This window comes from Brachybacterium sp. (assembly GCF_052095815.1).
Classification (GTDB): Bacteria; Actinomycetota; Actinomycetes; order Actinomycetales; family Dermabacteraceae; genus Brachybacterium.
Map to the genome: position 1 here is coordinate 94,930 of NZ_JBQDLF010000008.1, position 24,607 is coordinate 119,536.

Consider the following 24,607-nt stretch of genomic DNA (forward strand, 5'->3'; position numbering starts at 1 on the left):
AGCAGATCAGCGCGTCACAGGCCGAGCTCGCCGAGGATCGGCAGGCCGGCGCGGACGGTGCTGATCGCGTCCTCCGCGGTGCGTGCGGCGACGGCCTTCGCTGCGAGCTCCTTCGCCTGCTCGAGCGTCACCGTGGAGAGCACCTTCGCGACCGCCGGCAGCGAGCGCGGGGTCATCGACAGGCTGTTCACCCCGAGGCCCACCAGCACCACCGCGAGGCCGGAGTCACCGGCCGCCTCGCCGCACACGCCGACGGGCTTGTTCGCGCTCTCACCGAAGGCTTCCGGATCCCCTCCGGCGCTCCGCGCCCCCTCACAGGTCGCCTTGACCAGCGAGAGCACGGACGGCTGCCAGGGCTTGTTCAGATGCGCCAGAGAGCCCAGCTGACGATCGGCGGCCATCGTGTACTGCGTGAGATCGTTGGTGCCGATCGAGGCGAAGTCGCAGGCGCTGAGATGACGATCCGCGGTGATCGCGGCCGCCGGGGTCTCGACCATGATGCCGGCCGGTTCGAGCCCGCGCTCCCGGCACATCGCCACGAAGTCCTCGGTCTCCGGGACCGTCGCGATCATCGGGGCCATCACCCAGGGCTTGGCCTCGGACTGCGCCGCGGCCGCCGCGATCGCGTCGAGCTGGTTGGTGAGCACCGAGCGCTTCTCCCAGGAGGTGCGGTAAGCGCGCACCCCGAGAGCGGGATTCGGCTCGTCGGCGTCGGTGAGGAAGGGCAGGGGCTTGTCCGCGCCGGCGTCGATGGTGCGCACCACGACCTTCTTGCCGGCAAGGTGCGCGAAGGTCTCGACATACGCCTTCGTCTGCTCCTCGACGGACGGCTCGTCCTCACGGTCCAGGAACAGGAACTCGGTGCGGAACAGGCCCACCCCGTCGGCGTTCGCGGCGGCGGCCTTCTCTGCGTCCTTGGCGCCGCCGATGTTGGCCAGCAGCTGCACCCGGGTCCCGTCGGAGAGCACTCCGCCGCCGCCCTCGTAGCTCAGCGGATTCTTCTGCAGCTCGGTCCAGGCCGCGGCGAACCGATGATGCTCCTCGGTGACCTCATCGGTGATGGTGCCGAGCCCGGCATCGACGAACACCTCGGTGCCGTCGGCGAACTCGTGGATGCTCTTGGCCGCGACGATCGCGGGCAGGCCCAGCTGACGGGCGAGGATCGCGGTGTGCGACTGGGGGCCGCCGTCGGAGGTGACCAGCGCGATCACGCGTGCGGGATCGAGCGTGGCGGTGTCCGCGGGGGCGAGGTCGATGGCGGTGAGCACGAAGGGCTCGTCGACCTCGGGGATGCCGGGGGCCTGCTCGCCGCGCAGTTCGGCGACGATGCGGGCGCGCACGTCGCGCACGTCGGTGGCGCGCTCGGCCATGTACCCGCCGAGCCCCTCGAGCATGCTGGCGACCTGGTCACCGGCTTCCCACACGGCCCGCTCCGGGGTCTTTCCGCCGGTGAGGACGAAGCCCTGGGCGGTCTGGGTGAGTGAGGGATCCGCGGCCATCTGCGCCGTGGCCTCGAGGATCTTCTTCCCGTCCCCCGCCGCGCGCTCGGCGAGCCGGATCAGGGTGGCCTGCACGGCGGCGGCTGCGGCCGGGATCCGCTCGGCTTCGGCAGCGCGGTCCGCACCTTCGGCAAGGGTGTCGCCGGACGAAGGCTCGGCGACCGGCGGCGCCATCGCGCGGATGGTGCCGATCACCCGGCCAGGGCTGACTGCGACACCGGTGTACTGAGCCATCATTGCCATCTCCTCTGAGGAGGTCGGAAGGGGTTCTTGGCCGTCATCGTACGCGGAGCACGACGTCGTCCGCGCCCCTACGATGGCGCGATGAACGCCATGGCCTGGGAGCATCTGCACGAACCCGATCTGCGCGGGCGCACCGTCGTGATGACGGGAGCGAGCGACGGCCTGGGGCGGGAGGCGGCGCTCCAGCTCGCCCGCTGGGGCGCGGACCTGGTCCTCGCGGTGCGCAGCCGGTCCAAAGGTGAGGTGGTCCAGTCCCGGATCGTGCGCGAGACCGGCCGGGAGGAGGCAGTCCGCCTGGTCCAGCTCGACCTGGCGGAGCTCTCCTCTGTCCGCTCCGCGGCCGCTCAGATCGCGGAGCTCACGGACGCCCGCGGGATCGATCTGCTGATCCATGTCGCGGGACTGGTGACCCGCCGCCGGGGGCTCACCGCGGACGGCTTCGAGCTGATGACCGGAGTGAACGCCCTGGCGCCGCTGCTGCTGACGGATCTGCTGCTGCCGCTGGTGCGGGGGCGGGTCGTGGTGACGGCCTCGCAGGCGCACGCCTTCGGTGAGATCGACCTGTCCGATCCCTACTTCTCCCGCAGCGGCTGGTCCCTGCGCGCCGCCTATGGACGCTCGAAGCTCGTGACGATGCTGTGGGGGCGCGAGCTCTCCGAGCGGCTGCAGGAACGGGGCGGGCCGGTGGACCTGCAGCTCGTGCACCCTGGCTGGGTGCTCACGAACCTGCAGAACGCGACCGGCTCCGCCCGTCTGGATCGGCTGGTCACCGAGGTGACCAGGCCATTCGCCATGCCGCCGACGGGAGGCGCCGCCGCGGTGCTGTTCGCCGCGACCCAGCCGCTCCCGCCCGGCTCCTACCTCGGTCCCGACGGACCCAGGGCGCTGCGGGGGCGGCCGACGCTCCTGCGCCGCTCCGGCCCGGCGCTGGACCGCGACCTGGCGCGTGAGGTCACGGCCTGGGCACGGTCAGAGGTGGCGGCGGTCTGAGGACATCAGTTCGCGGAGTCCGGGGACTGCGGCGAATCCGCCGAGACCGGGCTCGGGGCCGACTGCGCCGAGACCGGCGACTGAGCGGACACAGGAGACTGTGCCGACGGGGCCGACGGGGCCGACGGGGCGGACTGGGCGGACACAGCTGACTGCGCTGACACCGCCGACACCGGCGACCGAGCGGACTGCGCGGACTGCGCGGACACCGCAGACTGCGCCGACACCGCCGACACCGCCGTCGGGGCTGACTGCGCCGAGAGCGCCGAGACCGCAGTCTGCGCGGAGACGGGGCTGTTGGCCGTCAGCATCAGCTCGACGGGCGGCACCGCGCTCGCCAGGTCCTCGCTCACTGCGCCCTCGCTCACCAGGTCCTCACTCGCCGGACTCGGCACCGAGAGGGTGGAGGCGTCCTCGGCAGGACGCTCGGCAGCCTGCACGGTGCTCTGCTCGACGGTGGTGTCGTCCACACCCTCGACGGGCCCGCCCGCGGTCATCGCGTAGGCCACTCCCGGGATGAGCACTGCTGCCGTGGTCCCGGCCGCCACTGTCCAGATCGTCTTCGCCCGCATCGTCATCTCTCCTCCGTCGGCCCGTGCTCCGGGCTGCTTCCGTTTCTGTGATGCCCTCAGGAAACACCGCCCGGATGAGACCAGCCCAAGATCCGGATGAGGCCGTTCTCATCGATGTGACCGCCTGTGACGCAGGGGTCGACGCCGGTGCCCGCCCCGCGCAAGACTCCTCGCAGACCACGACGATCGAGGAGCACGCCATGAGCACCACCGACCAGATCACCGACCACGGCACCGCGCCCTCCTCCTGGTCGGACTTCCGAAGCCGGCGCCACCGCTCCCTCGCCGACCCTCACGGGATCCTCGCCCAGGTGGGTCTGCACTGGGTGGATCCCGAGCAGGCGGCCCGGTCCTTCGACGACGTGCCCGGCAGCTGGGAGATCGCGGGCAATCAGCTCACGGTGACCTGGCAGGGCGAGGAGCTCGAGCTCCTCGCGTCGTCACCGGAGGTGGAGGAGACCCGCGAGGGCGAGCTGCACCGCGCGACGATCACGACTCCCGGAGATGTGCGCGTGGCGCGGTACGGCGCGGACGTGCAGATCGACGTGATCCGTCGCGGCGGCCGCACGGGGCTGCGCCTCCTGGACCCGGCTGCGCCCCGACGCACCACGTTCTCCGAGGTCCCCACCTATCCCTACGACCCGGGGCTCGTGCTCACCGGCACCTGGACCGCTCGGCCCACCGAGGTGACCGTCGGTTCCGCGCTGCCCTGGCTCGAGCAGCGTCTCCCCTCCCCTGGCGTCGCCTCGCTCGAGATCGGGGGCAAGCGCGTGCAGCTGGTGCTCACCGGCGACGCGAACGTCCTGTTCACCGACGAGACCTCGGGAACCACCAGCGCCGACTGGCGGGTGGTGACCGCGGAGCTCGACGGGGACACGATCACGGTGGACTTCAACCGGGCCGTGAACTTCCCGGCGGCCTTCAGCGCCTGGGCCACCTGCCCGCGCCCGCCCGCCGCGAACCACCTCGCGGCCGCGATCCGGGCCGGGGAGAAGCGGGTGACGCGCACGGAGCGGTGACGCGGAGGGTGCGGGATTCGAACCCGCGGTACAGGGTCACTGCACATTGGTTTTCAAGACCAACTCATTCGGCCGCTCTGACAACCCTCCTCATGCCCGGAGGCACCCGCGAGAGTCTACCGCCGCAGCGCCTTGTCCACCTCCACCACCGCGAACACCACCACTCCGGCGGCGATCGGGACCAGCCAGCCCGTCCAGCCCACCGCACCGGAGGCGAAGGCGGTCTGCATGAACGGGACATAGACGAAGGCCAGCTGCAGCAGAAGCATGATCGCGATGCAGGCCCAGGAGATCGGGTTCGTCGTGAGCAGCTCTTTGCGCAGGCTCGTGGTGCGAGTGAAGCGCGAGGCCAGCAGATAGAAGATCTGGCCCACCACCAGGGTGTTGACCGCGATCGTGCGGGAGACCTCGAGCGGAACGCCCTGGGCCTGGCCCAGCAGGAACACCCCGATGGTGATCCCGCCCAGCAGCAGCGAGACGTAGACGATCCGGATCATGCCAGCGAGCGGGATGATCGACCCGCCGGGCTTGCGGGGCGGGCGGCGCATGATGTCGGGCTCCCCCGGCTCGAAGGCGAGCGCGAGCGCGAGGGTGACGGCGGTGATGGTGTTCACCCACAGCACCTGCACCGGGGTCAGCGGGAGCGTCATCCCCATCAGCACGGCGACCAGGATGACCAAGCCCTGCGCGCCATTGGTGGGCAGGATGAACGCGATCGCCTTGCGGAGGTTGTCGTAGATGGTGCGGCCCATCTCGACGGAGTCCGCGATGGTCGCGAAGTTGTCGTCCGCGAGCACCACATCGGCCGCCTCCTTGGTGGCCTCAGTGCCCTTGATACCCATGGCCACCCCCACGTCGGCCTTCTTCAGCGAGGGGGCATCGTTGACGCCGTCTCCGGTCATCGCGACCACGTCACCGCCGTCCTGCAGCGCCGTGACCAGCCGCAGCTTGTGCTCAGGACTGGTGCGGGCGAAGATCAAGCGGGTGTGTGCGAGCTCGGCGAACTCCTCGTCGTCCGCGGCGTCCAGCTCCGCGCCGGTGACGGCGCCGTGCTCGTCCTCGATGCCCATCTCGCGACCGATCGCGGTGGCGGTGCCGGCGTGGTCACCGGTGATCATCATGACCCGGATGCCGGCACCCTGGACGAGCCGGATGGCCTCGATGGCCTCCTGGCGGGGTGGGTCGATGATCCCGTACAGACCCAGGAACGTGAAGCCGCCGGAATCGACGTCCGACGGGGCGAGCGAGTCGGTGGCGTCTCCGGCCCGGCGCACCGCCGCGGCGAGCACCCGCAGGCCCTGGCCGCTCAGCTCGTCGATCACCCGGTCCCAGTGCTCGCGATCCAGCGCTTCGCGCTCGTCCAGGCCCATCCCCTGGAACTCGGAGCGGTCCAGCAGCCGGTCGGGGGCTCCCTTGAGGTTCACCACCCGGCCGACGCCCTCGATCTCGTCGAGGGTCGCCATGTACTTGTATGCGGAGTCGAAGGGCACCACGGCCAGGCGGTGCTCGTCGTCGCCCTCAATGCCGGCCTTCATCGCGAAAGTCCTCAGTCCGCCATCCGTCGGCTCGCCGGAGAGCACCCACCGGTCGTCCTTCCGCGAGACGGTGGAGTCGTTGGTGCGTGCGGCGACCTCGGCGAGCATCCGCAGGTCCCCGCGGTCCTCGGCGTCGATGACCTGCCCGTCCAGCTCGATGTCCCCCTCGGGCGCATACCCGGTGCCGCGCACGTCATAGGTGCCGGCGGGGGTGACCACGGTGCGCACCGTCATCTCGTTCCTGGTGAGCGTGCCGGTCTTGTCCGAGGCGATGACGGTGACGGAGCCCAGGGTCTCCACCGAGTTCATACGCCGGGTGATGGAGTTGCGGCCGGCCATCTTCTGCACGCCGAGCGCGAGGGTGATGGTGAGGACCGCAGGCAGCCCCTCAGGGATCGCGGCAACCGCGAAGCCGATGGCCGCCATCACGAGTTCGCCGAGCCCGTACTCGTACAGCGCCCAGCCGGCCACGAACATCAACGCGGCGGCGATGACCACGACGATCGAGAGCTTGGTGGAGAAGGAGGACATCTGCCGCGTCAGCGGGGTTTCCATCGATTCCACCTCGTCGAGCATTGAGGTGATGTGCCCGATCTCGGTATGGCGTCCGGTGCCGACCACCACGCCGCGGCCCGAGCCGGAGGCGATGGTGGTGCCGGAGAAGGCGATCGCGCTACGATCGCCGAGCGCGGCGTCGACCTCGACAGAGCGCGGCGACTTCTCCACTGCGAGGGACTCGCCGGTCAGGGCGGACTCCTCGGCGGTGAGGTTGGTGGCCTCGAGGATGCGGACGTCGGCCGGGACCTTGTCCCCGCCGCCGAGCCGCACCACATCCCCAGGGACCAGGTTCTCCGCCGGGATCGTCGACCAGGAGCCGTCGCGCCGCACCTGCGCGTCCAGGGAGAGCATGGAGCGGATGCCCTCGAGGGCGTCGGCGGCCTTGCCCTCCTGGACGTACCCGATCACGGCGTTGATCAGCACGACCGCGAGGATCACGACGGTGTCGACGACATGCCCCATGAGCGTGGTCAGCACGCCGGCGCCGAGCAGGACGTAGATCATCGGGTCCTTGAACTGGCGCAGGAACCGTCGCAGAGCCGATTCCTGCTGACCGCTCGGCAGGGCGTTGGGGCCGTGGTGCTCGAGACGCCGGGAGGCCACGTCCGCCGGGAGCCCGTCGGCCGCGGTCCCGAGCTGCTCGAGGACCTGATCGACCGGAACCGCGTGCGGCGTGGGAATCAGGGGCTGCTCGCCGGCCGACGAGGAGGTGGGTGGCTGGGGGGACGTGGTCACGGTGCTCATCGTCCCTCCATCATCACCCCGTGAGCTGAGGGATCACGAGGACTTCCGTCACCGGAGCCTGGGTGCCGACCGGGCGACGCCCGAGAAGCGGCGGCCTACCGCGTCGAGCTCGCGAGCCAGCGCCGATGCGCTGAGATGGCGGCCTGGGCGGGACAGCGCAGCTGGGCCAAGGAGTCGATGAAGCGGAAGGGGTTCTCCCCGCGGTACAGAGCCATCCGATCCGTGGTCGCGAGCGCCGTGATCCGGCGGCCCGCTGGATGCCTGAGCACCACGACGACGGCTCCTGTGGTCCAGTACGTTCTGCTCTGCTCGATCACGGCAACCTGCTCCCACGGGATCCGGTGGGTGCGTAGGTAGTGGACCAGGGTGAGTCCGTCGTCGTCGACGATGAACTGGAGCCGGGTGCCGATCACCACTATCGCGATGACGAGGAGCAGGACCACCACACACATCACCGCACCGAGCACACCGATGACGGAGTCCAGGGTGAGCAGCATCGCACCCATTCCGAGCAGGACCAAGCCGGCGAATCCCGCGACACAGCCCAGAGCCCCGCGGACCCAACCAGTCTTCAGCGCCCGATACCTGATCTCCGCCACCACTGCCGTCACGCCACCTGGGTGCGACGCACCAGCAGCAGCCACACTCCCGCCGAGGCCGCCCCGATCAGGGCGATCACCACCATCCATGGGCCCCAGCCCATGGTCATGACCTCCAGCAGGTTCTGCCCGAAGCCATCCAGCAGAAGCACACCCGCGAGGATCCCCACGCCGATCAGCGCAAGGATCGCTCCGGCCACCCAGAGGAAGGCCTGACCGAACCGCAGGAAGGCGGCGGTGATGGCGGCACCGAGGAACAGCGTGCCCAGGATCAGCAGGAAGGTCTGCATCAGGGTCTGCCACGGTGCGCCGGTGCCGGTGTAGAAGACGTCGAAGAAGCGGATGCTCAGGCCGAAGCCGTCGGTGGCCTGTTCGATGGTCTTCCCGATGGTGACCAGGACGGAGTAGACCACGGCGTTTCCCAGGAACACCGCGCTCAGACCGGTGGCGAACTCCCGGCGGGTCAGTCCGAGGCCGAGCGCGAGGGGGAAGTACTGACCCATGGAGGTGAAGCCGTAGCCGATCAGCGGCCCCAGCAGGGCGAAGATCGCCCCGTTCCATTGCATGCCGTAGTACATCCCAGCCTGGGCCTCAGGCCCCTGCGACCCGACGATCAGGCCCACCGCCAGGATGACCACGAAGGCGAAGGTGACGGCGACCAGGGGCCATCCGAAGGCCTGCATCCGATTGACCAGGTGCATGTCGATGACGTTGCGCGAGCGCATCAGGGTTCTCCTCTCAGGTCACCGGGCAGCAGCCGCGGCGGTGGTGCGGTGGACGATGTAGTTCTGCAGCGAGACGGGGGCGACCTGGAGTCCGGCTGCCCGGGCGCGGTCCGCACTGCCCGGCTCGGCATGCACGGTGGCGGTCGCGAGCGCACCGATCTCCTGGACGCGGAGCACATCGGCCCCGGCGATGAAGGCCGTGACCTCGTCCAGCCGGCCGGAGAACTCGATCGCCGCGCTCTGCAGCTCTTCGGCCTCGGCGGAGATCGCGACCCGCCCCTCGTCCAGCAGCACCACGTGCTCGAGCAGGTTGGAGACCTCGTCGATGTGGTGGGTGGAGAGGATCACGGTGCGGGGGTGTTCGGAGAAGTCGGCCAGCAGCCGGTCGAAGAACAGGCGGCGGGCCACCGCATCGAGGCCCAGGTAGGGCTCGTCGAAGAAGGTCAGCGGGGCTCGGGAGGCCAGGCCGATGATGATGCCGACGGCCGAGAGCTGCCCGCGCGAGAGCTTCTTGATGGCCCGCTTCTCCGGCAGCCGGAAGTCGGCGACCAGCTCCCGGGCGAGCCCCTGGTCCCACGCGGGATAGAGCCCTTCGGCGATGCGCAGGATGTCCGATGGCCGGAATCCGTCGGGGTACTTCTGGCTCTCCTGGATGAAGCAGGTCTTAGAGAGCACCTCGGCGTTCTCGACCGGGCTCTGGCCCAGCATCCGCATCTCACCGGAGGTGGCGAAGATCTGTCCGGTCAGCAGCTTCATGAGCGTGGTCTTGCCGGCGCCGTTGCGGCCCAGCAGTCCGTGCACCCGGCCTGCGGCGAAGTCGAGGGAGACGTCGTCGATCGCGGCGACGTCACGGAAGTGCTTGGTGAGGTTGCGGGTCTCGATAGCACTCATTGCAGTGCCTCCATCATCTCGGTGATCTCTCGGTGGTCGATGCCCAGGTGCGCGGCTTCGCGCAGCAGTGGGGCGAGGTAGTCGCGGGCGAAGTCGTCGCGCCTGCGCTGTCTCAGCAGCGCGGTCGCGCCGACGGCGACGAACATTCCCACTCCTCGGCGTTTGACCAGGACGCCGGCGTCGGCCAGGAGGTTCAGCCCCTTGCCGGCGGTGGCGGGGTTGATGCGGAGGAACGCGGCCAGCTCATTGGTGGAGGGCACCGGGCCGTCCTCCGGATGGGTCCCGTTGAGGATCCCGTCCTCGATCTGCTCCGCCACCGCGATGTAGAGCGGCTTCGTCTCATCCAGCACAGAAGCCTCCCAGTCGTGAGGACCGCCAGCCATCTCGGCCCGTTGGTTCATTACTCCACTAATGAACCACAGAACCGAAGAGCCGTCAAGAGGTCGACAGGCTCCCCGCCGGGCAGCTTTCCCGATACCGGCCCATGGGGGCACCGGTCAGGGAAGCGCGCATAGGCTGGAGCCATCCGCCCCCGAGCGAGAGGAGCGCCCCATGCGCGCCATAGTGATCGAATCCGAGGGCGCAGCCCCGCGCCTGCTGGAGCACGCCGACGAGTCCCTGCTCAGCGGGGACGTCGAGCTGGACGTGCTGGCCTCCAGCGTCAACTTCAAGGACGGCATGGCCCTGGCCGGTAAGGGCATCGCCCGTGCCCATCCCCTGATCCCGGGCATCGACCTGGTGGGACGGGTGACTGGCTCGGCTGGCTCGGCCGACGAACGCTTCTCCGCCGGAGACCTGGTGATCCTCAACGGGGACGGCATCGGCGAATCCCTCCATGGCGGCTTCGCCACCCGAGCCCGGGTGCGCCCCGACGCGCTCGTTCGCCTTCCCGCCAGCCTCTCCCCCGAGCGGGCCGCCGCGATCGGCACCGCGGGGTTCACCGCGATGCTCGCAGTGCTGCGACTGGAGGATTCCGGCCTGACCCCGGACGCCGGGTACATCCTGGTCACCGGGGCCTCCGGCGGCGCGGGCTCGATCGCGGTCGCGCTGCTGGCAGGCCGCGGCTTCCGGGTGCTCGCCTCGACCGGCCGGGTCGAGGAGAACGGCGAGTACCTGCGGGATCTCGGCGCGGCCGATGTGCTGGACCGTCGGGAGCTCTCCGAGGAGCCGGGCCGGCCGCTGCAGTCCCAGCGCTTCGCGGGGGCGATCGACGGGGTGGGCAGCACCACGCTCGCCAACATCCTCGCCCAGACCGCCTGGGGCGGCACAGTCGCCGCCTACGGCCTCGCCCAGGGTCCGGATCTGCCGACGACGGTGCTGCCGTTCATCCTGCGTGGGGTGGCCCTCGCAGGGGTCAACTCCGTGGAGTGCCCGCTCCCGCTGCGGCAGCGCGCATGGGACGCCCTGGCCGACGAACTCGATCTCGATCTCCTGGACGGGATGACCACCAGCATCGGCCTGTCCGAGACCATCCCCTATGCCGACAAGATCCTGGCCGGGCAGGTCCGCGGCCGCACGATCGTGGAAGTGACCCAGTGACCATGCGTGCAATGACCATCACCGAAGACCATCGCCTCGAGCTCGCCGAGCTTCCCGAGCCCGTCCCCGCACCTGGCGAGGTGCTGGTCGATGTCGTCGCTGCGGGGGTCAACCGCGCCGATCTCGCCCAGACCGCCGGGAAGTACCCGCCGCCGCCCGGCGCCTCGGAGCTGCCGGGTCTGGAGGTCTCCGGGTACCGACGAGACACCGGCGAGAAGGTCGTGGCACTGCTCGCGGGCGGCGGCTACGCGGAGGTCGTCGCGGTGCCGAAGGAGCTGCTGCTGCCGATCCCCGCCGGGTTCACCCTGGTCGATGCGGCCGGCGTGATCGAGGCGGCCGCGACCGTGGTCTCCAACCTCGTGCTCGAAGCCGGCCTGCACGAGGGCGAGACGATCCTGATCCAGGGCGGCACCGGCGGCATCGGCAGCGTCGCCATCCAGCTCGCCCGGCATCTGGGAGCACGGGTGCTCACCACCGTCGGCTCCGATGCCGCGATCGCGACGGTGCGCGAGCTCGGTGCCGACATGGCCTGGAACCGCCACACCACCGATCTGCTCGAGGCAGTCCGGGAGACCGGCGGGGTCGATGTCGTCCTCGACGTGGTGGGAGGGTCGGCGCTGGCCGATCACGTGGGGATGCTGCGCGAGAGCGGCAGAGTGGTCATCATCGGAACCCTCGGCGGGGCGAGCGGAGACCTGCCGATCGGGAAGCTGATGGGCAAGCGCGGCCGGGTCATCGGCACCACTCTGCGTTCACGCCCGCTGGAGGCCAAGCACGGAATCCTCGAGGCCGTCCGGTACCTGGCGTGGCCGTTGCTGGAGTCCGGTGAGCTGCGGGTCCCGATCCACGCGCGCCTGCCGCTGGAGCGTGCCGAGGATGCCCACGCGATCCTGCGCGAAGGCGGCCATCTGGGCAAGGTGATCCTCGAGGTCGCAGCCCCGGCGAGCAACTCCGGCGGTGGCCGGCGCCGGCGGGAGTAGCTGGCACGGGGCTCGTGGAGCCCTGCCCCCATCTCGGTCATTTCGGTCGAACATCTGCAACCGGTTGCCTTCAGCGAGAGGGCGACCTTAGGGTAGAAGAGCATTTCTCACTCGCCGCATCACTGACCCAATGGAGGGTTCACCATGCACGCGCAGTCCCCCACCCCGCTCGCCGATGACCCAGCCCTCGACGAGCCAGCCCCCGCCCACCGGCTGCGCCGCTTCGGAGGCCTGCTCGCGACCGCCGCCCTGACCGGAGCACTGCTCGTCGGAGGCTCCTCCCCCGCCATCGCCGACGATCCACCACCGACCGAGCCCGCCCCTGCAGGGGTTCCGAGCGACGACCCGCGGGTCCTCGACCTCCTCGCCCAGGACGAGAACCTCGAATACCTCGGCACTCCGGTGACCTCGAAGATCGCCAGCCAGGCCGGCCAGGGCATCATCGATGGTCGCCACGTTTCATACCAGCTGTTCAAAGGCGCCCCGTCGACCGATTACCCCGCCACCTTCGCCGTCACCGACATTGAGACTGGCGAGCAGCTGGACACCTGCGTCGTCACCGGAGCCGAAGCCGCCCGGAACCTGAACGTCGCGACCGATGGCAAGGTCTACTGGGGCACCTACCACGACTACCACCTCTGGCAGTACGACCCGGCCACTGGCGATTGCCTGGATCTGGGCCTGACCGACCCTGCCCAGTCCAATGCCCACGCCTTCGGCCTCTCCCCCGGGCCGGACGGCTCAGTGTTCATCGGTGCCTACCCCGATTCGCGGCTGCTGAAGTACGACCCCGCCACCGAGCAGATCGAGCACCTGGGAACCGTCGATCCCGACGGCGAATACATCCACTCGATCGCGTACCACGAGGCGACCGACACCGTCTATGTCGGCTCCGGCGGCATCTCCCCGCGGATCTGGAAGATCACCGAGGGAGGACACGGGGAGAAGACGCTGCTGGTGGATGAGTCCACTGCCCCGGGTATCAACAGCGCGGGCCAGTTCGTGGGTCGCATGGACATCGTGGGCGACAAGGTCATCGCCCAGATCGGCCTGCGCATGCTAGTGCTCGATCTCGACGGCGGTATCGTCCACTGGGATGTGGACCAGACCCGATTCTTCTTCGGCTACCACACCATTCCCGGCACCGATCCGACCGAGGCGGTCTTCTCCACCGGAGGCGGCGTCCTGATGGTCTACAACACCGTGGAGAACACCTTCCGCACCACAGAGATCACCATCGGTGGGTACCTGTCCAATGGCGTCGTCGACGACTCGAGCGGCGTCCCACTGCTCTACGGCACCTCGCAGGACGGCGTGTTCGTCGCCAATCTCGACTCCGAGACCCTTGTGAGCGAAGCACCGGTCGAGTTCGCGCAGCCCACGCTGATCCAGAAGCTGTTCGTGGGCCCTGAGGACTCCGTCTGGGCCTCGGGCTACATGGTGGGCCTGAACGACATCGACAAGACCGGCGCCGATCACGGCACGACCCTGCAGCAGGGCCAGTTCGAGTCCTCCGCAGTGCGTGACGGGAAGCTGTACCTCGGCGCGTACGGGCACTCAAAGCTGAAGATGCTGGATCCCGCCACCTACGACCCGACTGATGCCGCCACAGTCTCGCAGCTGTTCACCAGTGAGGCCCAGGGTCAGGACCGTCCGTTCGGGATGGCGTACAACCCCGAGCGTGACGAGATCTACATGGGATCCGTGGCGATCTACGGACAGACTCAGGGCGGCCTCGCGATCTGGGAGGGCGGCACGGGCGAGCATGTCTGGCTCACCGAGAAGATCGGAGCCGATGAGAACGTGGTCTCCGTCGTCTACAACGAGTCCGACGGCATGGTCTACATCGGCACCACCGTCGACGGCGGCCTCGGCTCGACCCCGAGCGGGAACACCTCCGGGAAGCTGATCGTCCTGGACCCGGAGACCCGCACCGTCGTGGACCGGATCGACCCTGCAGGTGAGGAACGTGAGGGCGTCACCGGCCTGATGGTCGATGACGAGGGCGCGGTATGGGGCGTCGCGGAGCAGTCGCTGTTCCGCTACGACCCGGCCACCGGCACCTCCACCGTGAAGGGCAACGTCGGCGGGGCATATTCCGAGGGCACGACCTACTGGGCCTACGGCTACGTCCACCAGTCCTCCGCGGACGGGCGGATTTACGTCACCGCTGGCTCGCGCTTCTCGGTCCACGACCCCGCCACCGGCGAGACCACTCGCATCGCCTCGGGCGTCGGCTGGAGCGTCGTCGACGGTGCAGGTGATGTGTACCTGAGCGCCGGGGCGCACCTCTTCCGCTACAACGTGGAGGCGGCGGTCACCTGCGATGAGACCCTCACCGAAGACCACAGCGGCTCCCTCACTGTGACCGAGGGGACGACCTGCATCGAGGGTGCCACCGTGCGCGGCGCGGTGAGCGTCGCCGAGGGAGCCGGGCTGCAGCTGACCGACGCCGCCGTGCGCGGCCCGATCACCTCGACCGGCGCCGAGGTCATCTCCATCCAGGCCAGCGAGATCCGCGGCCCGGTGAGCATCTCCGGCACCACGGGGTTGCTCGAGATCCGCGGATCCACCATCAGCGGTCCGCTGACGATCGACGGCACGACGGAGGGCGTCACCCCGATCCTCACCGATTCGCGGGTCGAGGGTCCGCTCTCGTGCACCGGCAATGCGGTCGCCCTCGACGATGACGGCGCACCGAACACGGTCCGCGGTCCGGCCACCGGGGACTGCGCCGGGATGTGAGCGAGCGCTGACGCACAGAAGACTGCCTCCCTGGTTTATGAGTAAACTCGTTACTCATAAACCAGGGAGGCAGTCTTATGAGCAACGACGACCAGACGTGGCCTGCACTCGCGACGGAGGTACAGTCCTGGACTCCCACTGCGGGATTCGGAATCCGTGCAGACCGATACCCGGGTGAACAACGCTACGAGTCGGCCATCGTCCCCGAGATCGCCGGCGTGACTCCGCGTGTCTCCTCCGAAGTGATGACCGCAGCAGAGGACGCGGCGCTCTCCTTGAGCAGACTCGATGCGGAGCTCGGAGAACGGGTGGCCTCCTTCGCCCCGGTGCTGCTGCGCTCCGAAGCCGCCTCATCCTCACAGATCGAGAACCTCACCGCTTCTGCCCGCTCGATCATGAGCGCCGAGCTCGGGGCCAGGACCGGACAGAACGCCGTCCAGATCGCCGCGAACACCCGAGCGATGACGGCAGCCATCGAGCTGGCCGACGAACTCTCCGAATCATCGATCCTGCGGATGCACGAGGTGCTGCTGAGTTCCCAGCCCCGGCACACACCGGGACGTTGGCGCGACGAGGCTGTGTGGATCGGGACCCGCTCGGACACTCCTGTCGGTGCCGAGTTCGTCGCGCCGCACCATTCCCGGATCCCACACCTGATCGATGATCTTGTGTCGTTCCTGCACCGATCCGATATGCCGTCGCTGATCGCGGTGGCGGTGAGCCATGCGCAGTTCGAGACCATCCACCCTTTCTCCGACGGCAATGGCCGCACCGGACGCGCCCTGGCCCAGTCCCAGCTGAGGCGCCTGGGAGTGACTCGGAACGTCGCGATCCCGGTCTCAGCCGGTCTGCTCGCCGACGTCCCCGGCTACCACTCCGCGCTCGGCGCCTACCGGAACGGAGACATCACCCCGATCATCGCGGCGTTCTCCGACGCGTCGCTCCGCGCCGTGCGCAACACACGTGAGCTGGTCGATGAGATCGAGGAGATCCGGGCGGGTTGGACGGAGCGGCTCACGGCCAGGCGCTCGAGCAACGCGTGGAGGTTGCTCGATGTGCTCATGCGGCGCCCTGTGCTCACCTCCGCGGCCGCGGCCGCAGAGCTCGGCGTGAAGCAGCCCAACGTCTATCCCCCGCTGAAGGCCCTCGAGGATGCCGGGATCCTCGCCTCGAAAAACGAGTATCAACTGGGCCCGTTCTGGCGCTCCGACGAGATCCTCGCGGCCATCGACCGGTTCGCCGAGCGTGCTGGTCGGCGAAGCCTGACCTAGCACCCGCCCGTCAGCCCAGCAGCTGCTCGAGCACCAGCACGGTGCCGTCCTCGTAGATCGAGTCGGTGACGATGTCCGCCACGTCCTTCACGCCCTGCGGGGCCTGACCCATGGCCACGCCCACCGCGGCCCAGGTGAGCATCTCGGTGTCGTTGAACCCGTCTCCGACTGCGACCGTGTGGGCGCTGTCGATCTCGAGCCGGCTGCGGAGCACTTCGAGGGCGCTCGCCTTGGAGATGCCGGGAGCGGCCATGTCGAGCCAGGCGGTCCAGCCGATCGAGTACTCCACGCCGTGCACCCCGGACTCGGCGATGACCTTGCTGAACTCCTGCGGAGACAGGTCCGGGACGTGGACGACCACGCGCACGGCCTCGAGCTCCATCAGCTCGTCGAGCTGGCTCTCGATCGCCTGGACGCCGAAGCTCGCGTCCTGGAAGCCGGCCGTGGAGCGGAAGCTGCCGTCGACCATCTCCACCGCGTAGTGGGCATCGGGTGCGACCTCGCGCAGGGTGCGCAGGGCGTGCCCGGGCTGGAAGGACCGGGTGTCGATGATGCGGTGCCCGCCCTCGAGCTCCGGGTCCATCTGAACGGTGACCGCCCCGTTGGAGCAGACGGCGAAGCCGTGGGTAACCCCCGCGGCCTCGACGATCGGGAGGGTGGCCCCGAGGGAGCGGCCGGTGGCGATGACGACGGTGTGCGCCTCCGCCGTCTGCTGCAGCACCTCATGCATCTCCGCACTCATCACGCCGTCGTGGTCGACCAGGGTGCCGTCCACATCCAGGCCGATCAGCAGCTTCTGCGCGGAGAGCCCGGTGAGGAGCTCCTGGAGGCGCGCACGAGTCGCGTCACGGTCGGTGGTCGAGGCCTGGGTCGAGGTCTGAGTCGTCATGTCCGGCAGTGTGGCACCGGCATCCGACGAGCGGGTGAACCCACGGTGACGACGAGCACTGAGCATGCTGCGCAGGCGGCGCAGGGGTCGGGGGGCCGGCATCTCAGGCAGCGCCCCCCACGACCTCGAAGATCTCGCGCCCGCCGAGGAAGGGCCGCAGCCCCTCCGGGACGACCACCGATCCGTCGGCCTGCTGGTGGTTCTCGAGGATCGCGGCGATGAATCGGGTGGTGCCCAGGGTGCCGTTCAGGGTCGCGACCGGCCGCAGCCCGTTCTCGGTGCGCTCTCGGATGTTCAGCCGCCGTGCCTGGAACTGGGTGGTGTTCGAGGTGGAGGTGAGCTCGCGGTAGGTGTTCTGGCTCGGCATCCACGCCTCGCAGTCGTACTTGCGGGCGGCGGAGGTGCCGAGGTCGCCGGCGGCGGTGTCGATGATCCGGTAGGGCACGTCGATGCGCGCCATCATGTCCCGCTCCCAGCCGAGCAGCCGCTCGTGCTCCTCGTAGGAGTCCTCGATGCGGCAGTAGGAGAACATCTCGACCTTGTGGAACTGATGCACGCGGATGATGCCGCGGGTGTCCTTGCCGTAGCTGCCGGCCTCGCGGCGGTAGCAGGCGCTCCAGCCCGCGTAGCGCAGCGGGCCGTCGGAGAGGTCGATGACCTCGTCCTTGTGATAGCCGGCGAGCGCGACCTCGCTGGTGCCCACGAGATAGAGATCATCACCCTTGTCGAGGTGGTAGACCTCATCGGCGTGCTCGCCGAGGAAGCCGGTGCCCTCCATCGACTCGGGCAGCACCAGGGTGGGCGTGATCATCGGAGTGAAGCCCGCATCGGTCGCCAGGGAGATCGCGGAGTTCAGGATCGCGAGCTCGAGCTGGGCGCCGACGCCGCGCAGGAAGTAGAAGCGTGCGCCGGAGACCTTCGCCCCGCGCGCCATATCGATCGCCTTGAGCCCCTCAGCGATCTCCAGATGGTCTTTGACCGGGTGGTCGAAGCTCGGAACCTCACCGACGTGCTCACGCACCACGAAGTCGGCCTCGAGCCCCTCGGGGGCGCCCTCGGCCAGGTTCGGGATCTCGCGCAGCGCGGCGTCGCGGGTGCTCAGGGCCTCGTTCGCCTCGCCCTCGAGCCGCTTGACGTCGGCCGCGAGCTGCTTGACCTCGGCCAGCAGCGCCTGCTTCTGATCGCCCTTGGCCTGGGCGACCTGCTTGCCGAAGGCCTTCTGCTCGGCGCGCGCAGATTCGAAGGCGGCGGTGGTCTCGCGCCAGCGGGAATCGGCCTCGAGCACGGCATCCACGATGGCAGGGTCTCGCCGACGCGCCCGCTGGGCGTCTCGGACGGCTTCAGGGTTCTCGCGCATTTGCCGCAGATCGATCATTGCACCAGGGTACCCGCGCGCACGCCTGCCAGTACGCTGACGGAATGGACCTCACCCTGCTGCTGCTGAGCATCGCCTCAGTGCTCACCACCGTGATCACGATCGCCCTGCTGGTGATGGTGCTGCGCCGACTGGGCCGGCACCGCCGAGAGCTGAGCGAGCTGCGCGCCGCCGCGGACCGCCGGTCGAGCACGCGCAGGGCGCCCGGCACCGACGGCGCGGGGGACTCGACGGAGGGTGCCGCGGACGATGACGCCGACTCCCCCGCCGACGACGGCCGGCTCCGCAAGGTCGCCGTGGTGCTGAATCCCTCGAAGTTCGAGGAGACCGACACCTTCCGCCGGAAGATCACCGAGGTGGTGGACCGGATCGAGGGCGCTGAGACGGTCTTCTACGAGACCACCATCGACGATCCCGGCAAGGGCCAGACGGAGCAGGCTGTCGCGGACGGCGCGGATCTCGTGATGGCCGCCGGCGGCGACGGCACGGTGCGTCTGGTCGCCTCGGTGCTGGCCGGCACCGACACCCGGATGGGCATCATCCCGGCCGGCACCGGGAATCTGCTGGCCCGCAATGTCGAGATCCCGCTGGAGGACCCGTCCGCGGCGATGATCACCGCGCTGACCGGTGAGGACCACCAGGTGGACGTCGGCTGGCTCCGTGCCGGTGACTCCGCCGCCGCGGCCCGCTCCGCCGAGCGCCAGATCTTCCTGGTGATCGCCGGCTTCGGCGCCGACGCGGAGATGATCGGCTACACCGATCCGGAGATGAAGAAGCGGATCGGCTGGATCGCGTACATCTTCGGCGGGATCCGCACCGTGCTGGGCCGCTCGGTGGATGTGGTGGTGCAGCTGCCGGATGACACCCGCCACGCCCACAAGGCCCGCACCGTGCTGCTGGGCAACGTGGGCAAGCTGCCGGGCGGCTTCGTGCTGATGCCCGACGCCACGATCGACAACGGCCGCCTCGAAGTGGTGGTCGCGGGCTGGCGGGGAGCGGCAGGATTCAGCCAGGTCGCCGCCCAGGTCATGAATCCGAAACTGGTCCCGAAGTACGGTCCCAAGCTCGCCACGATGGAGCGCTACCTGACCACCGGGATCCGAGTGACCACCACCAAGCCGCAGCCGGTGCAGCTGGACGGCGACACCGATGTCGACGCCACCCACCTGATCGCGACCATCGATCCCGGGGTGCTGCGGCTGCGCGTGCCGGAGGGGAAGGGCGCGGCGCAGGGCAACAGCTAGGCCCGCGGGGCAACAGCTAAGCCCGCTCGACCCGGTCGTCCTGCAGCGGCGGCACCACCATGACCGGCCGCTCGGCCCCGTGGAGGATCGCGCGCGACACCGAGCCGAGCAGCGCACTTCTCAGGGCACCCCGGCCATGGGAACCGACGACGATCAGCTGCGCGACGGCTTCGGCGTCATGGAGGATCGCAGCGGCCGCTCCCTCCTGGACCTCGCCGGAGATCTCGATGCCGGGCACGTGCTCCGTGACCCAGGCGACCTCTGCCGCCAGATCCGCCTCGAGGTCGGCGCGACGACGGTCCACGAGCTCCTGGGCGTCGCACGGGCGCAGCGGGAACCAGTACTCGCCGCTGTCGGGTCTCTGCTGTGCGGTCAGCAGCACCAGCGACGTTCCGCCATCGGCCGCCTCCCGCGCCGCATGCAACGCGGCCCGGCGACTGTGGGGCGAGCCGTCGACGCCGACGACCACCGGCCCGGTGAAGCGCTCAGCCACCGCGGGGACCACCACTGTGGGGCACTGCGCATGAGCGGGAAGGGCGGTGGAGACCGAGCCCAGCACCAGGCCGAGGAAACCTCCCCGGCCACGGGCACCGACGACCATCAGGTGCGCCCGTGCCGAGGCTTCCGCGAGCGCGCCGACGGAGTCTCCCTCGATCGTCAGGTAGGAGACCTCGCCGGGATGCTCGGCGAGTCGGGACGCCGCCACCTCCAGCACGTACCCGGCGATCAGCTTGCGGGCCTCGTCCTCGGGCTCCGCGCCGAGGGAGGCGTAGTTGGCGTACACCGGGAGCGGTGCTCGATAGGTGGTGATGACGCTGAGCTTGCTCCCGCGGCGGGCGGCGATGCCGGCGGCGTAGGCCAGTGCGACCTCGGAGTTCGGGGAGCCATCGAACCCGACCGCGACACCGAGGTCACGCGTGGCAGGGTCGAAAGGGATCGTGTTCTGCTCAAGATGAGCCTCTGTGCTCATGGCAAGCCCTCCGCGGGGCTGCCGGCACGGACGACGATGACGCCCCGCTGTCGAGTCCATCCTCGTCGCTCCTCACCCTACCCCTCAGGTGAAAGCGCGGGCCCGAGGCGCCGGTGCGGGGTGCAGGTCGGGGAGAGCGGGTCGGGGTGCACACCGGGGGCCGCGCCGTTCAGTCCTTCAGCACACCGCTCCGGGCGAGTTCCGGGTCGGTGCAGGAGGCGAGGTTGAAGCAGCAGGGGCGACGCTTCCCGTTCCGCAGCTTGTCGATCGAGACCTCCACACGGCGCGCACGGGTGTCGGCGTTGCGGGTCGACCCGACCCAGCGCACCCATTCCCAGCGCGCCATCGGGGTGATGGATGCCCAGGTCTCCTCGAGGTCGTCGGCCGCGTCGAGCGCGGCACCGAGATCCTCTGGGACCTCCGGCTCGGGCCAGACCTTCGTGGGCACGAGGGTGAAGTCGACGACGTTGCCCTCGCTGAGGTCGAGCGCCTTTGCCAGCGCATCGTCGACGCGCAGCCAGTGCCCCTTGCGACCGTCGGGCTCGACCACCATGTCCAGCTGATGACCGTTCAACGTGGCCTCGACGGCGACCTGACCGCGGGAGGGCAGCGCAGCGCTGGCCGCTTCGGGCAATGGGATGAGGAGCCGATCATCGATCGCGCGGACCTCGGCGGTGCCGTCGACGGGGCTACTGGTCTTCGCTGCCATTTCTGCTCTCCTCTGTCCTCAGATCCTGTGCACTCTCAGTTCCTGTGCGTCTCAGATTCTGTGCGTGCTCAGATCCCCTGCTCGTTCTCAGATCGCTGTGGCGGGATCCGTCGGGGTGATCATTCCCGACAGCCGCTCGATCCAGTCGCGCGCGTCGTCGTAGGCATGGTCGGCGAAGTCCTCGCGGATCTCCGCCCGCTGTCCATCGATCCGCGGGTAGGAGCCGAGATAGTGCACCACCGGGCAGAGCCGATGGAGCGAGCGCAGGGCGGCGGCGACGCGGCGGTCCTCGATGTGGCCCTCGATGTCGAGGGAGAAGGAGTACCGGCCCAGAAAGTCGCCGACGGGGCGGGATTCGATCCGGGACATGTTCACGCCGTTGGAGCTGAGGATCTCGAGGGCCTCGAGCAGGGCGCCGGAGCGGTTGTGGGGCAGTTGGACGACGAGCGTGGTCTTGTCGGCGCCGGTGCGGGCGGGGATCCGGCCTTCGCGGGTGACCAGCACGAAGCGGGTGACAGCACCGTCGTAGTCCTCGATGCCTTCGGCGAGGATCTCCAGGCCGAAGTGCTTCGCTGCGAGCGGGGAGCAGACAGCGGCCCGGCCGCGGGCCTCCTCCGCGCTGACCGCGGCGAGGTCTCGAGCGGCGGCTGCTGTCGACGAGGCGGCCGCGATGTCCGCGCCGGGCACGTTCTTCCGCAGCCAGCCCTGGACCTGTGCCTGGGCATGCGGGTGGGAGGAGACGGTGGTCAACTGGTCGAGGGGCGTGGCCTCTCGAGCGGCGAGCACGAAGGTGATCTGCACGGTCTGCTCGGCGACGATGACGACCGAGTCAGTGGCGGCGAGCACGTCCAGGGTGCCGGAGACGCCGCCTTCGACCGAGTTCTCGATCGGCGCCATCAGCGCATCGATGTCACCGGCGAGCAGATCGGTGGTCGCGGTGGCGACGGCCGAGAAGGGCACCAGCTCCGGCTCGGCTGCGGCGAACTCTTCGGGCGTCTCCGCGAGTGCCTGCAGGAGTGCCTGATGGGTGAAGGTCGTCTCTGGACCAAGGAATCCGTACCGCATGGTGAAATCGTACTCGGCGCACCACGGCGGGCTCGGGCGCGTTCAGGCCCGGGGATGTTCAGGCCCGGGGTCGCGGTCCGTCGCTGAACCAGTAGCGGCGTTTACCGTCGCGGATGTCCTCGAGCTGACCGCCTGCCTTCTCGATGGTCCGACGGGAGCCGTGGTTGTCGTCGTCACAGGTGACCAGCACCGGGTCCATGCCCAGCTCCTGCGCATGGACCAGTGCGAGTTCGAGGGCGGCAGAGGCGATCCCCTGCCGCCTGGCCGCGGGGCGCACCGAGTAGCCGATGTGGCCGCCCTGTTCGAGCAGGTACGGGGTGAGGCGGTGCCGGATGGCGATGAACCCGAGCATCTCGTCCGTCTCGGGGTCGAGGATCCAGCGGCTGGTGCAATGCACCCAGCCGTCGGGAAGCTCGGTGGCCGGGTCCTCCTCCTCGATGCGGGCGGTGACGAATTCGGTGACGTCGCCCGGGGCGATGGGAGGACGCTGGGGATCACGGATGCCTGACCCGTCCATCGAGGTGCCGGCGAAGTCGGTGACGCAGTCGATGTAGGCGGAGTAACGGGTGGTGTCCGGTCGGACGAGGCTGATCGCGCGGGGCATCGGGACATGGTGCCACGGTGGGTGCGACCAATCAGGAGGGTGGGTCGTCAGAAGGGTGGATCGGTGTCCCAGCGTGCGCGCCGTGCGGCGTCCTCATCGTCGTACTCGCCTTCAATGACGGGGTCGACGGGCCCCCATTCCTGGTGGATCCGTGCGTTCTCGCCATTGCGGTCCATCTCTTCCATCATGCAGAGCCACTGGAAGTGCTCCCACGACTCCATCATGGCGGTCGCGAGGCGGGGCGTAGCCAGGTCAGGGCGTGGTGAAACCCTCGTGGTGACCAGGGGTGGCGAACCGACCGTCCAAGTGGTGTCGCCGTCGGGTTCTCGGACGGGATCGACACGTCTCGCAGTCTTGAGGTCGTGATGCCCCCAGTGCAGTCGGTGGAGGTTGTCGATGCTGGTGGGGCCTCCCCGTTCGGGGTGTGCGTGGTCGAACTCTTCGATGTGGTCGTTCTCCGCATCGTCGGTGGTGCTCTTCGTGCATCCGGGCACAGCGCAGCGGGGTGTGGTCAGTCGAAGGTGCTCGACCATCTCGGGGGTGGGGCGGTAGCGCTGGGCAGGGAGCGGGAGGAAGCCTCCGGCGATCGGCTCTGTGAAGACCTTGTGCCATACCGGCTCGGACTCGGCGAGCTTCCGGGCCATCGCGGCGGGCAGCGGGGTCATGCCGCCATAGGTGGCGGGGGTGTCATCCAGGCCCATCAGGGTGAGGACGGGGATGACGATGTTGATGCGGTGCCGGGGCGCGGGCACCTCGACGCCGGCGGTATCGAGCAGGGTGCGGTGGATGATCGCGTAGCGCAGGGCCGCAAGGGTCATGGCGCCGCCGTCGCGGGCGACGTCCCCATCGAGGTCGAAGGGGATTGGGGCGCCCTGCTCGAGCGCATGGCGCTGCGCGGCCTGGACTGCCTTCGCCGAGGCGTCGATCCGGCGGGAGAGGGCGAGGATTTCGGGGATCGGGCCGGTCACGCGGAGGCAGGCGATGCCGTCATCACGCCCGCTGGACTCGACGGTGACATCGCGGGAGTGCTCTGGGCAGTGCCGTGGCTCCTCACGTTCGAACCAGGAGACCAGTTGGCGCAGCTCATCCTGGAACCGATCAGCGGGAATGGAGGCGAGGTCCCAGGCGGAGATATGTTCATCAGCTTGAGAGCGCTGAAAGGGGGTGAGATCCCTGACGGCCTTCAGCATTCTCTGATGCCAATCTTTCGGCATGTCACCTCCGGCGAGGCGTTCGAATGTTCGCGGCATCTCGTGAAGCGCGATACGCGCGTCGCGAATCCGAAAGGCCGCGAGCGCAGTGGTGGTGCGCAGGGCGATGGCGATCGCGAGACTCCGCTCCTCACGGTCATCCGTGAGGTCCGGGTTCTCGTAGTCGATCCAGAACGGAGCGAGCTCGAGAAGGTGCCGCGCGTGACGCCGCGACTCCTCGCGCTCCTCCTCCATCATCCGGGTAATGGCGGCCGCGTCAGCGCTACCGGGCTTGAGACGCCCCCGCACGGCCAGGGAATCCTCCGTGAGCGTCGAACGTGCGCGTACGCGGACCACAGGGGGCCCATCGTCGCCGGATCGACCGGCACGGGACTGGGGCTGGGGCGCGGACTGGGACTGGGACTGGAACTGGAACTCGGGCTGGACTGCCGGCTGGGGCGCGGACTGAGACCCGGCAGGACGCAGGGAGGGGTGCGGCACTTCCATCGTCACGATCTCCACCTCCTCGTCGAGTCATCGCCGGGGCATACCGCCATGGCGAACATTCATACTGGGCACCGATGCCCACAGTAACGTGGCTCATCGCATCCGAGGGTGTAGCTGGTTTCTGAAGCCTCCTGATTCGAGGAG

21 protein-coding genes and 1 tRNA gene are annotated in these 24,607 nt (G+C 69.3%); 7 read left to right on the forward strand and 15 right to left on the reverse strand.

Annotation, left to right across the window (positions count from 1 at the left end; translation table 11 throughout):
• Window positions 1-14 precede the first annotated feature (14 nt).
• Window positions 15-1,733, reverse strand: a complete 1,719-nt coding sequence (ptsP, locus tag ACTH43_RS05420) for a phosphoenolpyruvate--protein phosphotransferase (RefSeq protein ID WP_441443922.1) — start codon at window positions 1,731-1,733, stop codon at window positions 15-17.
• Between the two features lie 90 nt (window positions 1,734-1,823).
• Here ptsP and ACTH43_RS05425 point away from each other — a divergent pair, with 90 nt between their 5' ends.
• Window positions 1,824-2,732, forward strand: coding sequence for an SDR family NAD(P)-dependent oxidoreductase (locus ACTH43_RS05425; protein WP_345078648.1), 909 nt, complete (start codon window positions 1,824-1,826; stop codon window positions 2,730-2,732).
• Between the two features lie 5 nt (window positions 2,733-2,737).
• On the opposite strand, the gene ACTH43_RS05430 is transcribed toward ACTH43_RS05425, so the two are convergent.
• Window positions 2,738-3,310: a hypothetical protein gene (locus ACTH43_RS05430; RefSeq protein WP_441443903.1), complete on the reverse strand. Its 573-nt coding sequence runs from the start codon at window positions 3,308-3,310 to the stop codon at window positions 2,738-2,740.
• Window positions 3,311-3,504: 194 nt separating this feature from the next.
• On the opposite strand from ACTH43_RS05430, the gene ACTH43_RS05435 reads away from it, so the two are divergent.
• Complete coding sequence (locus tag ACTH43_RS05435) at window positions 3,505-4,323, forward strand: DUF1684 domain-containing protein (protein ID WP_441443904.1); 819 nt, start codon at window positions 3,505-3,507, stop codon at window positions 4,321-4,323.
• Window positions 4,324-4,325: 2 nt separating this feature from the next.
• Here the strand turns inward: ACTH43_RS05435 and ACTH43_RS05440 are convergent.
• The 6 genes from ACTH43_RS05440 to ACTH43_RS05465 all read right to left on the reverse strand — a co-directional run bounded on the left by ACTH43_RS05440 (window position 4,326) and on the right by ACTH43_RS05465 (window position 9,776).
• Window positions 4,326-4,413 (reverse strand) — tRNA-Ser (locus ACTH43_RS05440).
• A gap of 26 nt (window positions 4,414-4,439) precedes the next feature.
• The gene (locus ACTH43_RS05445; RefSeq protein ID WP_441443905.1) at window positions 4,440-7,160 is read right to left on the reverse strand and encodes an HAD-IC family P-type ATPase; all 2,721 of its coding nucleotides are present in this window, start codon (window positions 7,158-7,160) and stop codon (window positions 4,440-4,442) included.
• A 95-nt stretch (window positions 7,161-7,255) separates the two neighbouring features.
• Window positions 7,256-7,681, reverse strand: a complete 426-nt coding sequence (locus ACTH43_RS05450; protein WP_441443906.1) for a PH domain-containing protein — start codon at window positions 7,679-7,681, stop codon at window positions 7,256-7,258.
• A gap of 86 nt (window positions 7,682-7,767) precedes the next feature.
• The gene (locus ACTH43_RS05455) at window positions 7,768-8,484 is read right to left on the reverse strand and encodes a hypothetical protein (RefSeq protein WP_441443907.1); all 717 of its coding nucleotides are present in this window, start codon (window positions 8,482-8,484) and stop codon (window positions 7,768-7,770) included.
• Between the two features lie 18 nt (window positions 8,485-8,502).
• The gene (locus ACTH43_RS05460; RefSeq protein WP_441443908.1) at window positions 8,503-9,375 is read right to left on the reverse strand and encodes an ABC transporter ATP-binding protein; all 873 of its coding nucleotides are present in this window, start codon (window positions 9,373-9,375) and stop codon (window positions 8,503-8,505) included.
• Window positions 9,372-9,776 carry a GntR family transcriptional regulator gene (locus tag ACTH43_RS05465; protein ID WP_441443909.1) on the reverse strand — a complete coding sequence of 135 codons (405 nt, stop codon included), beginning with the start codon at window positions 9,774-9,776 and terminating at the stop codon, window positions 9,372-9,374. The genes ACTH43_RS05460 and ACTH43_RS05465 overlap by 4 nt, the downstream gene beginning before the upstream one ends.
• Before the next feature lie 151 nt (window positions 9,777-9,927).
• On the opposite strand from ACTH43_RS05465, the gene ACTH43_RS05470 reads away from it, so the two are divergent.
• The 4 genes from ACTH43_RS05470 to ACTH43_RS05485 all read left to right on the forward strand — a co-directional run bounded on the left by ACTH43_RS05470 (window position 9,928) and on the right by ACTH43_RS05485 (window position 15,910).
• Entirely contained in the window at window positions 9,928-10,914 is a 987-nt protein-coding gene (locus ACTH43_RS05470; RefSeq protein ID WP_441443910.1) for an MDR family oxidoreductase, read from the forward strand.
• Between the two features lie 2 nt (window positions 10,915-10,916).
• A complete protein-coding gene (locus ACTH43_RS05475) occupies window positions 10,917-11,894 on the forward strand; it encodes an NAD(P)H-quinone oxidoreductase (protein ID WP_441443923.1) in 978 nt (325 codons plus the stop codon).
• Window positions 11,895-12,038: 144 nt separating this feature from the next.
• Complete coding sequence (locus ACTH43_RS05480; RefSeq protein ID WP_441443911.1) at window positions 12,039-14,639, forward strand: hypothetical protein; 2,601 nt, start codon at window positions 12,039-12,041, stop codon at window positions 14,637-14,639.
• Between the two features lie 245 nt (window positions 14,640-14,884).
• Window positions 14,885-15,910, forward strand: coding sequence for a Fic family protein (locus ACTH43_RS05485; protein WP_441443912.1), 1,026 nt, complete (start codon window positions 14,885-14,887; stop codon window positions 15,908-15,910).
• 10 nt (window positions 15,911-15,920) lie between these two features.
• Here ACTH43_RS05485 and ACTH43_RS05490 read toward each other — a convergent pair whose 3' ends face one another.
• Both ACTH43_RS05490 and serS read right to left on the reverse strand, forming a co-directional pair.
• Entirely contained in the window at window positions 15,921-16,799 is an 879-nt protein-coding gene (locus ACTH43_RS05490; RefSeq protein WP_441443913.1) for an HAD family hydrolase, read from the reverse strand.
• A gap of 103 nt (window positions 16,800-16,902) precedes the next feature.
• The gene (gene serS, locus ACTH43_RS05495) at window positions 16,903-18,174 is read right to left on the reverse strand and encodes a serine--tRNA ligase (RefSeq protein WP_441443914.1); all 1,272 of its coding nucleotides are present in this window, start codon (window positions 18,172-18,174) and stop codon (window positions 16,903-16,905) included.
• Window positions 18,175-18,218: 44 nt separating this feature from the next.
• Here serS and ACTH43_RS05500 point away from each other — a divergent pair, with 44 nt between their 5' ends.
• Entirely contained in the window at window positions 18,219-19,418 is a 1,200-nt protein-coding gene (locus tag ACTH43_RS05500; RefSeq protein WP_441443915.1) for a diacylglycerol/lipid kinase family protein, read from the forward strand.
• A gap of 16 nt (window positions 19,419-19,434) precedes the next feature.
• On the opposite strand, the gene ACTH43_RS05505 is transcribed toward ACTH43_RS05500, so the two are convergent.
• The 5 genes from ACTH43_RS05505 to ACTH43_RS05525 form a co-directional block, all read right to left on the reverse strand.
• Complete coding sequence (locus ACTH43_RS05505) at window positions 19,435-20,388, reverse strand: universal stress protein (RefSeq protein ID WP_441443916.1); 954 nt, start codon at window positions 20,386-20,388, stop codon at window positions 19,435-19,437.
• Window positions 20,389-20,557: 169 nt separating this feature from the next.
• A complete protein-coding gene (locus ACTH43_RS05510; protein ID WP_441443917.1) occupies window positions 20,558-21,097 on the reverse strand; it encodes a YdeI/OmpD-associated family protein in 540 nt (179 codons plus the stop codon).
• Between the two features lie 87 nt (window positions 21,098-21,184).
• Entirely contained in the window at window positions 21,185-22,162 is a 978-nt protein-coding gene (pheA, locus tag ACTH43_RS05515; RefSeq protein ID WP_441443918.1) for a prephenate dehydratase, read from the reverse strand.
• Between the two features lie 58 nt (window positions 22,163-22,220).
• Window positions 22,221-22,766 (reverse strand): GNAT family N-acetyltransferase, encoded by a 546-nt coding sequence (locus ACTH43_RS05520; RefSeq protein ID WP_441443919.1) that lies wholly within the window; start codon window positions 22,764-22,766, stop codon window positions 22,221-22,223.
• 47 nt (window positions 22,767-22,813) lie between these two features.
• Window positions 22,814-24,463 (reverse strand): DUF222 domain-containing protein, encoded by a 1,650-nt coding sequence (locus ACTH43_RS05525; protein WP_441443924.1) that lies wholly within the window; start codon window positions 24,461-24,463, stop codon window positions 22,814-22,816.
• Between the last annotated feature and the right edge of the window lie 144 nt (window positions 24,464-24,607).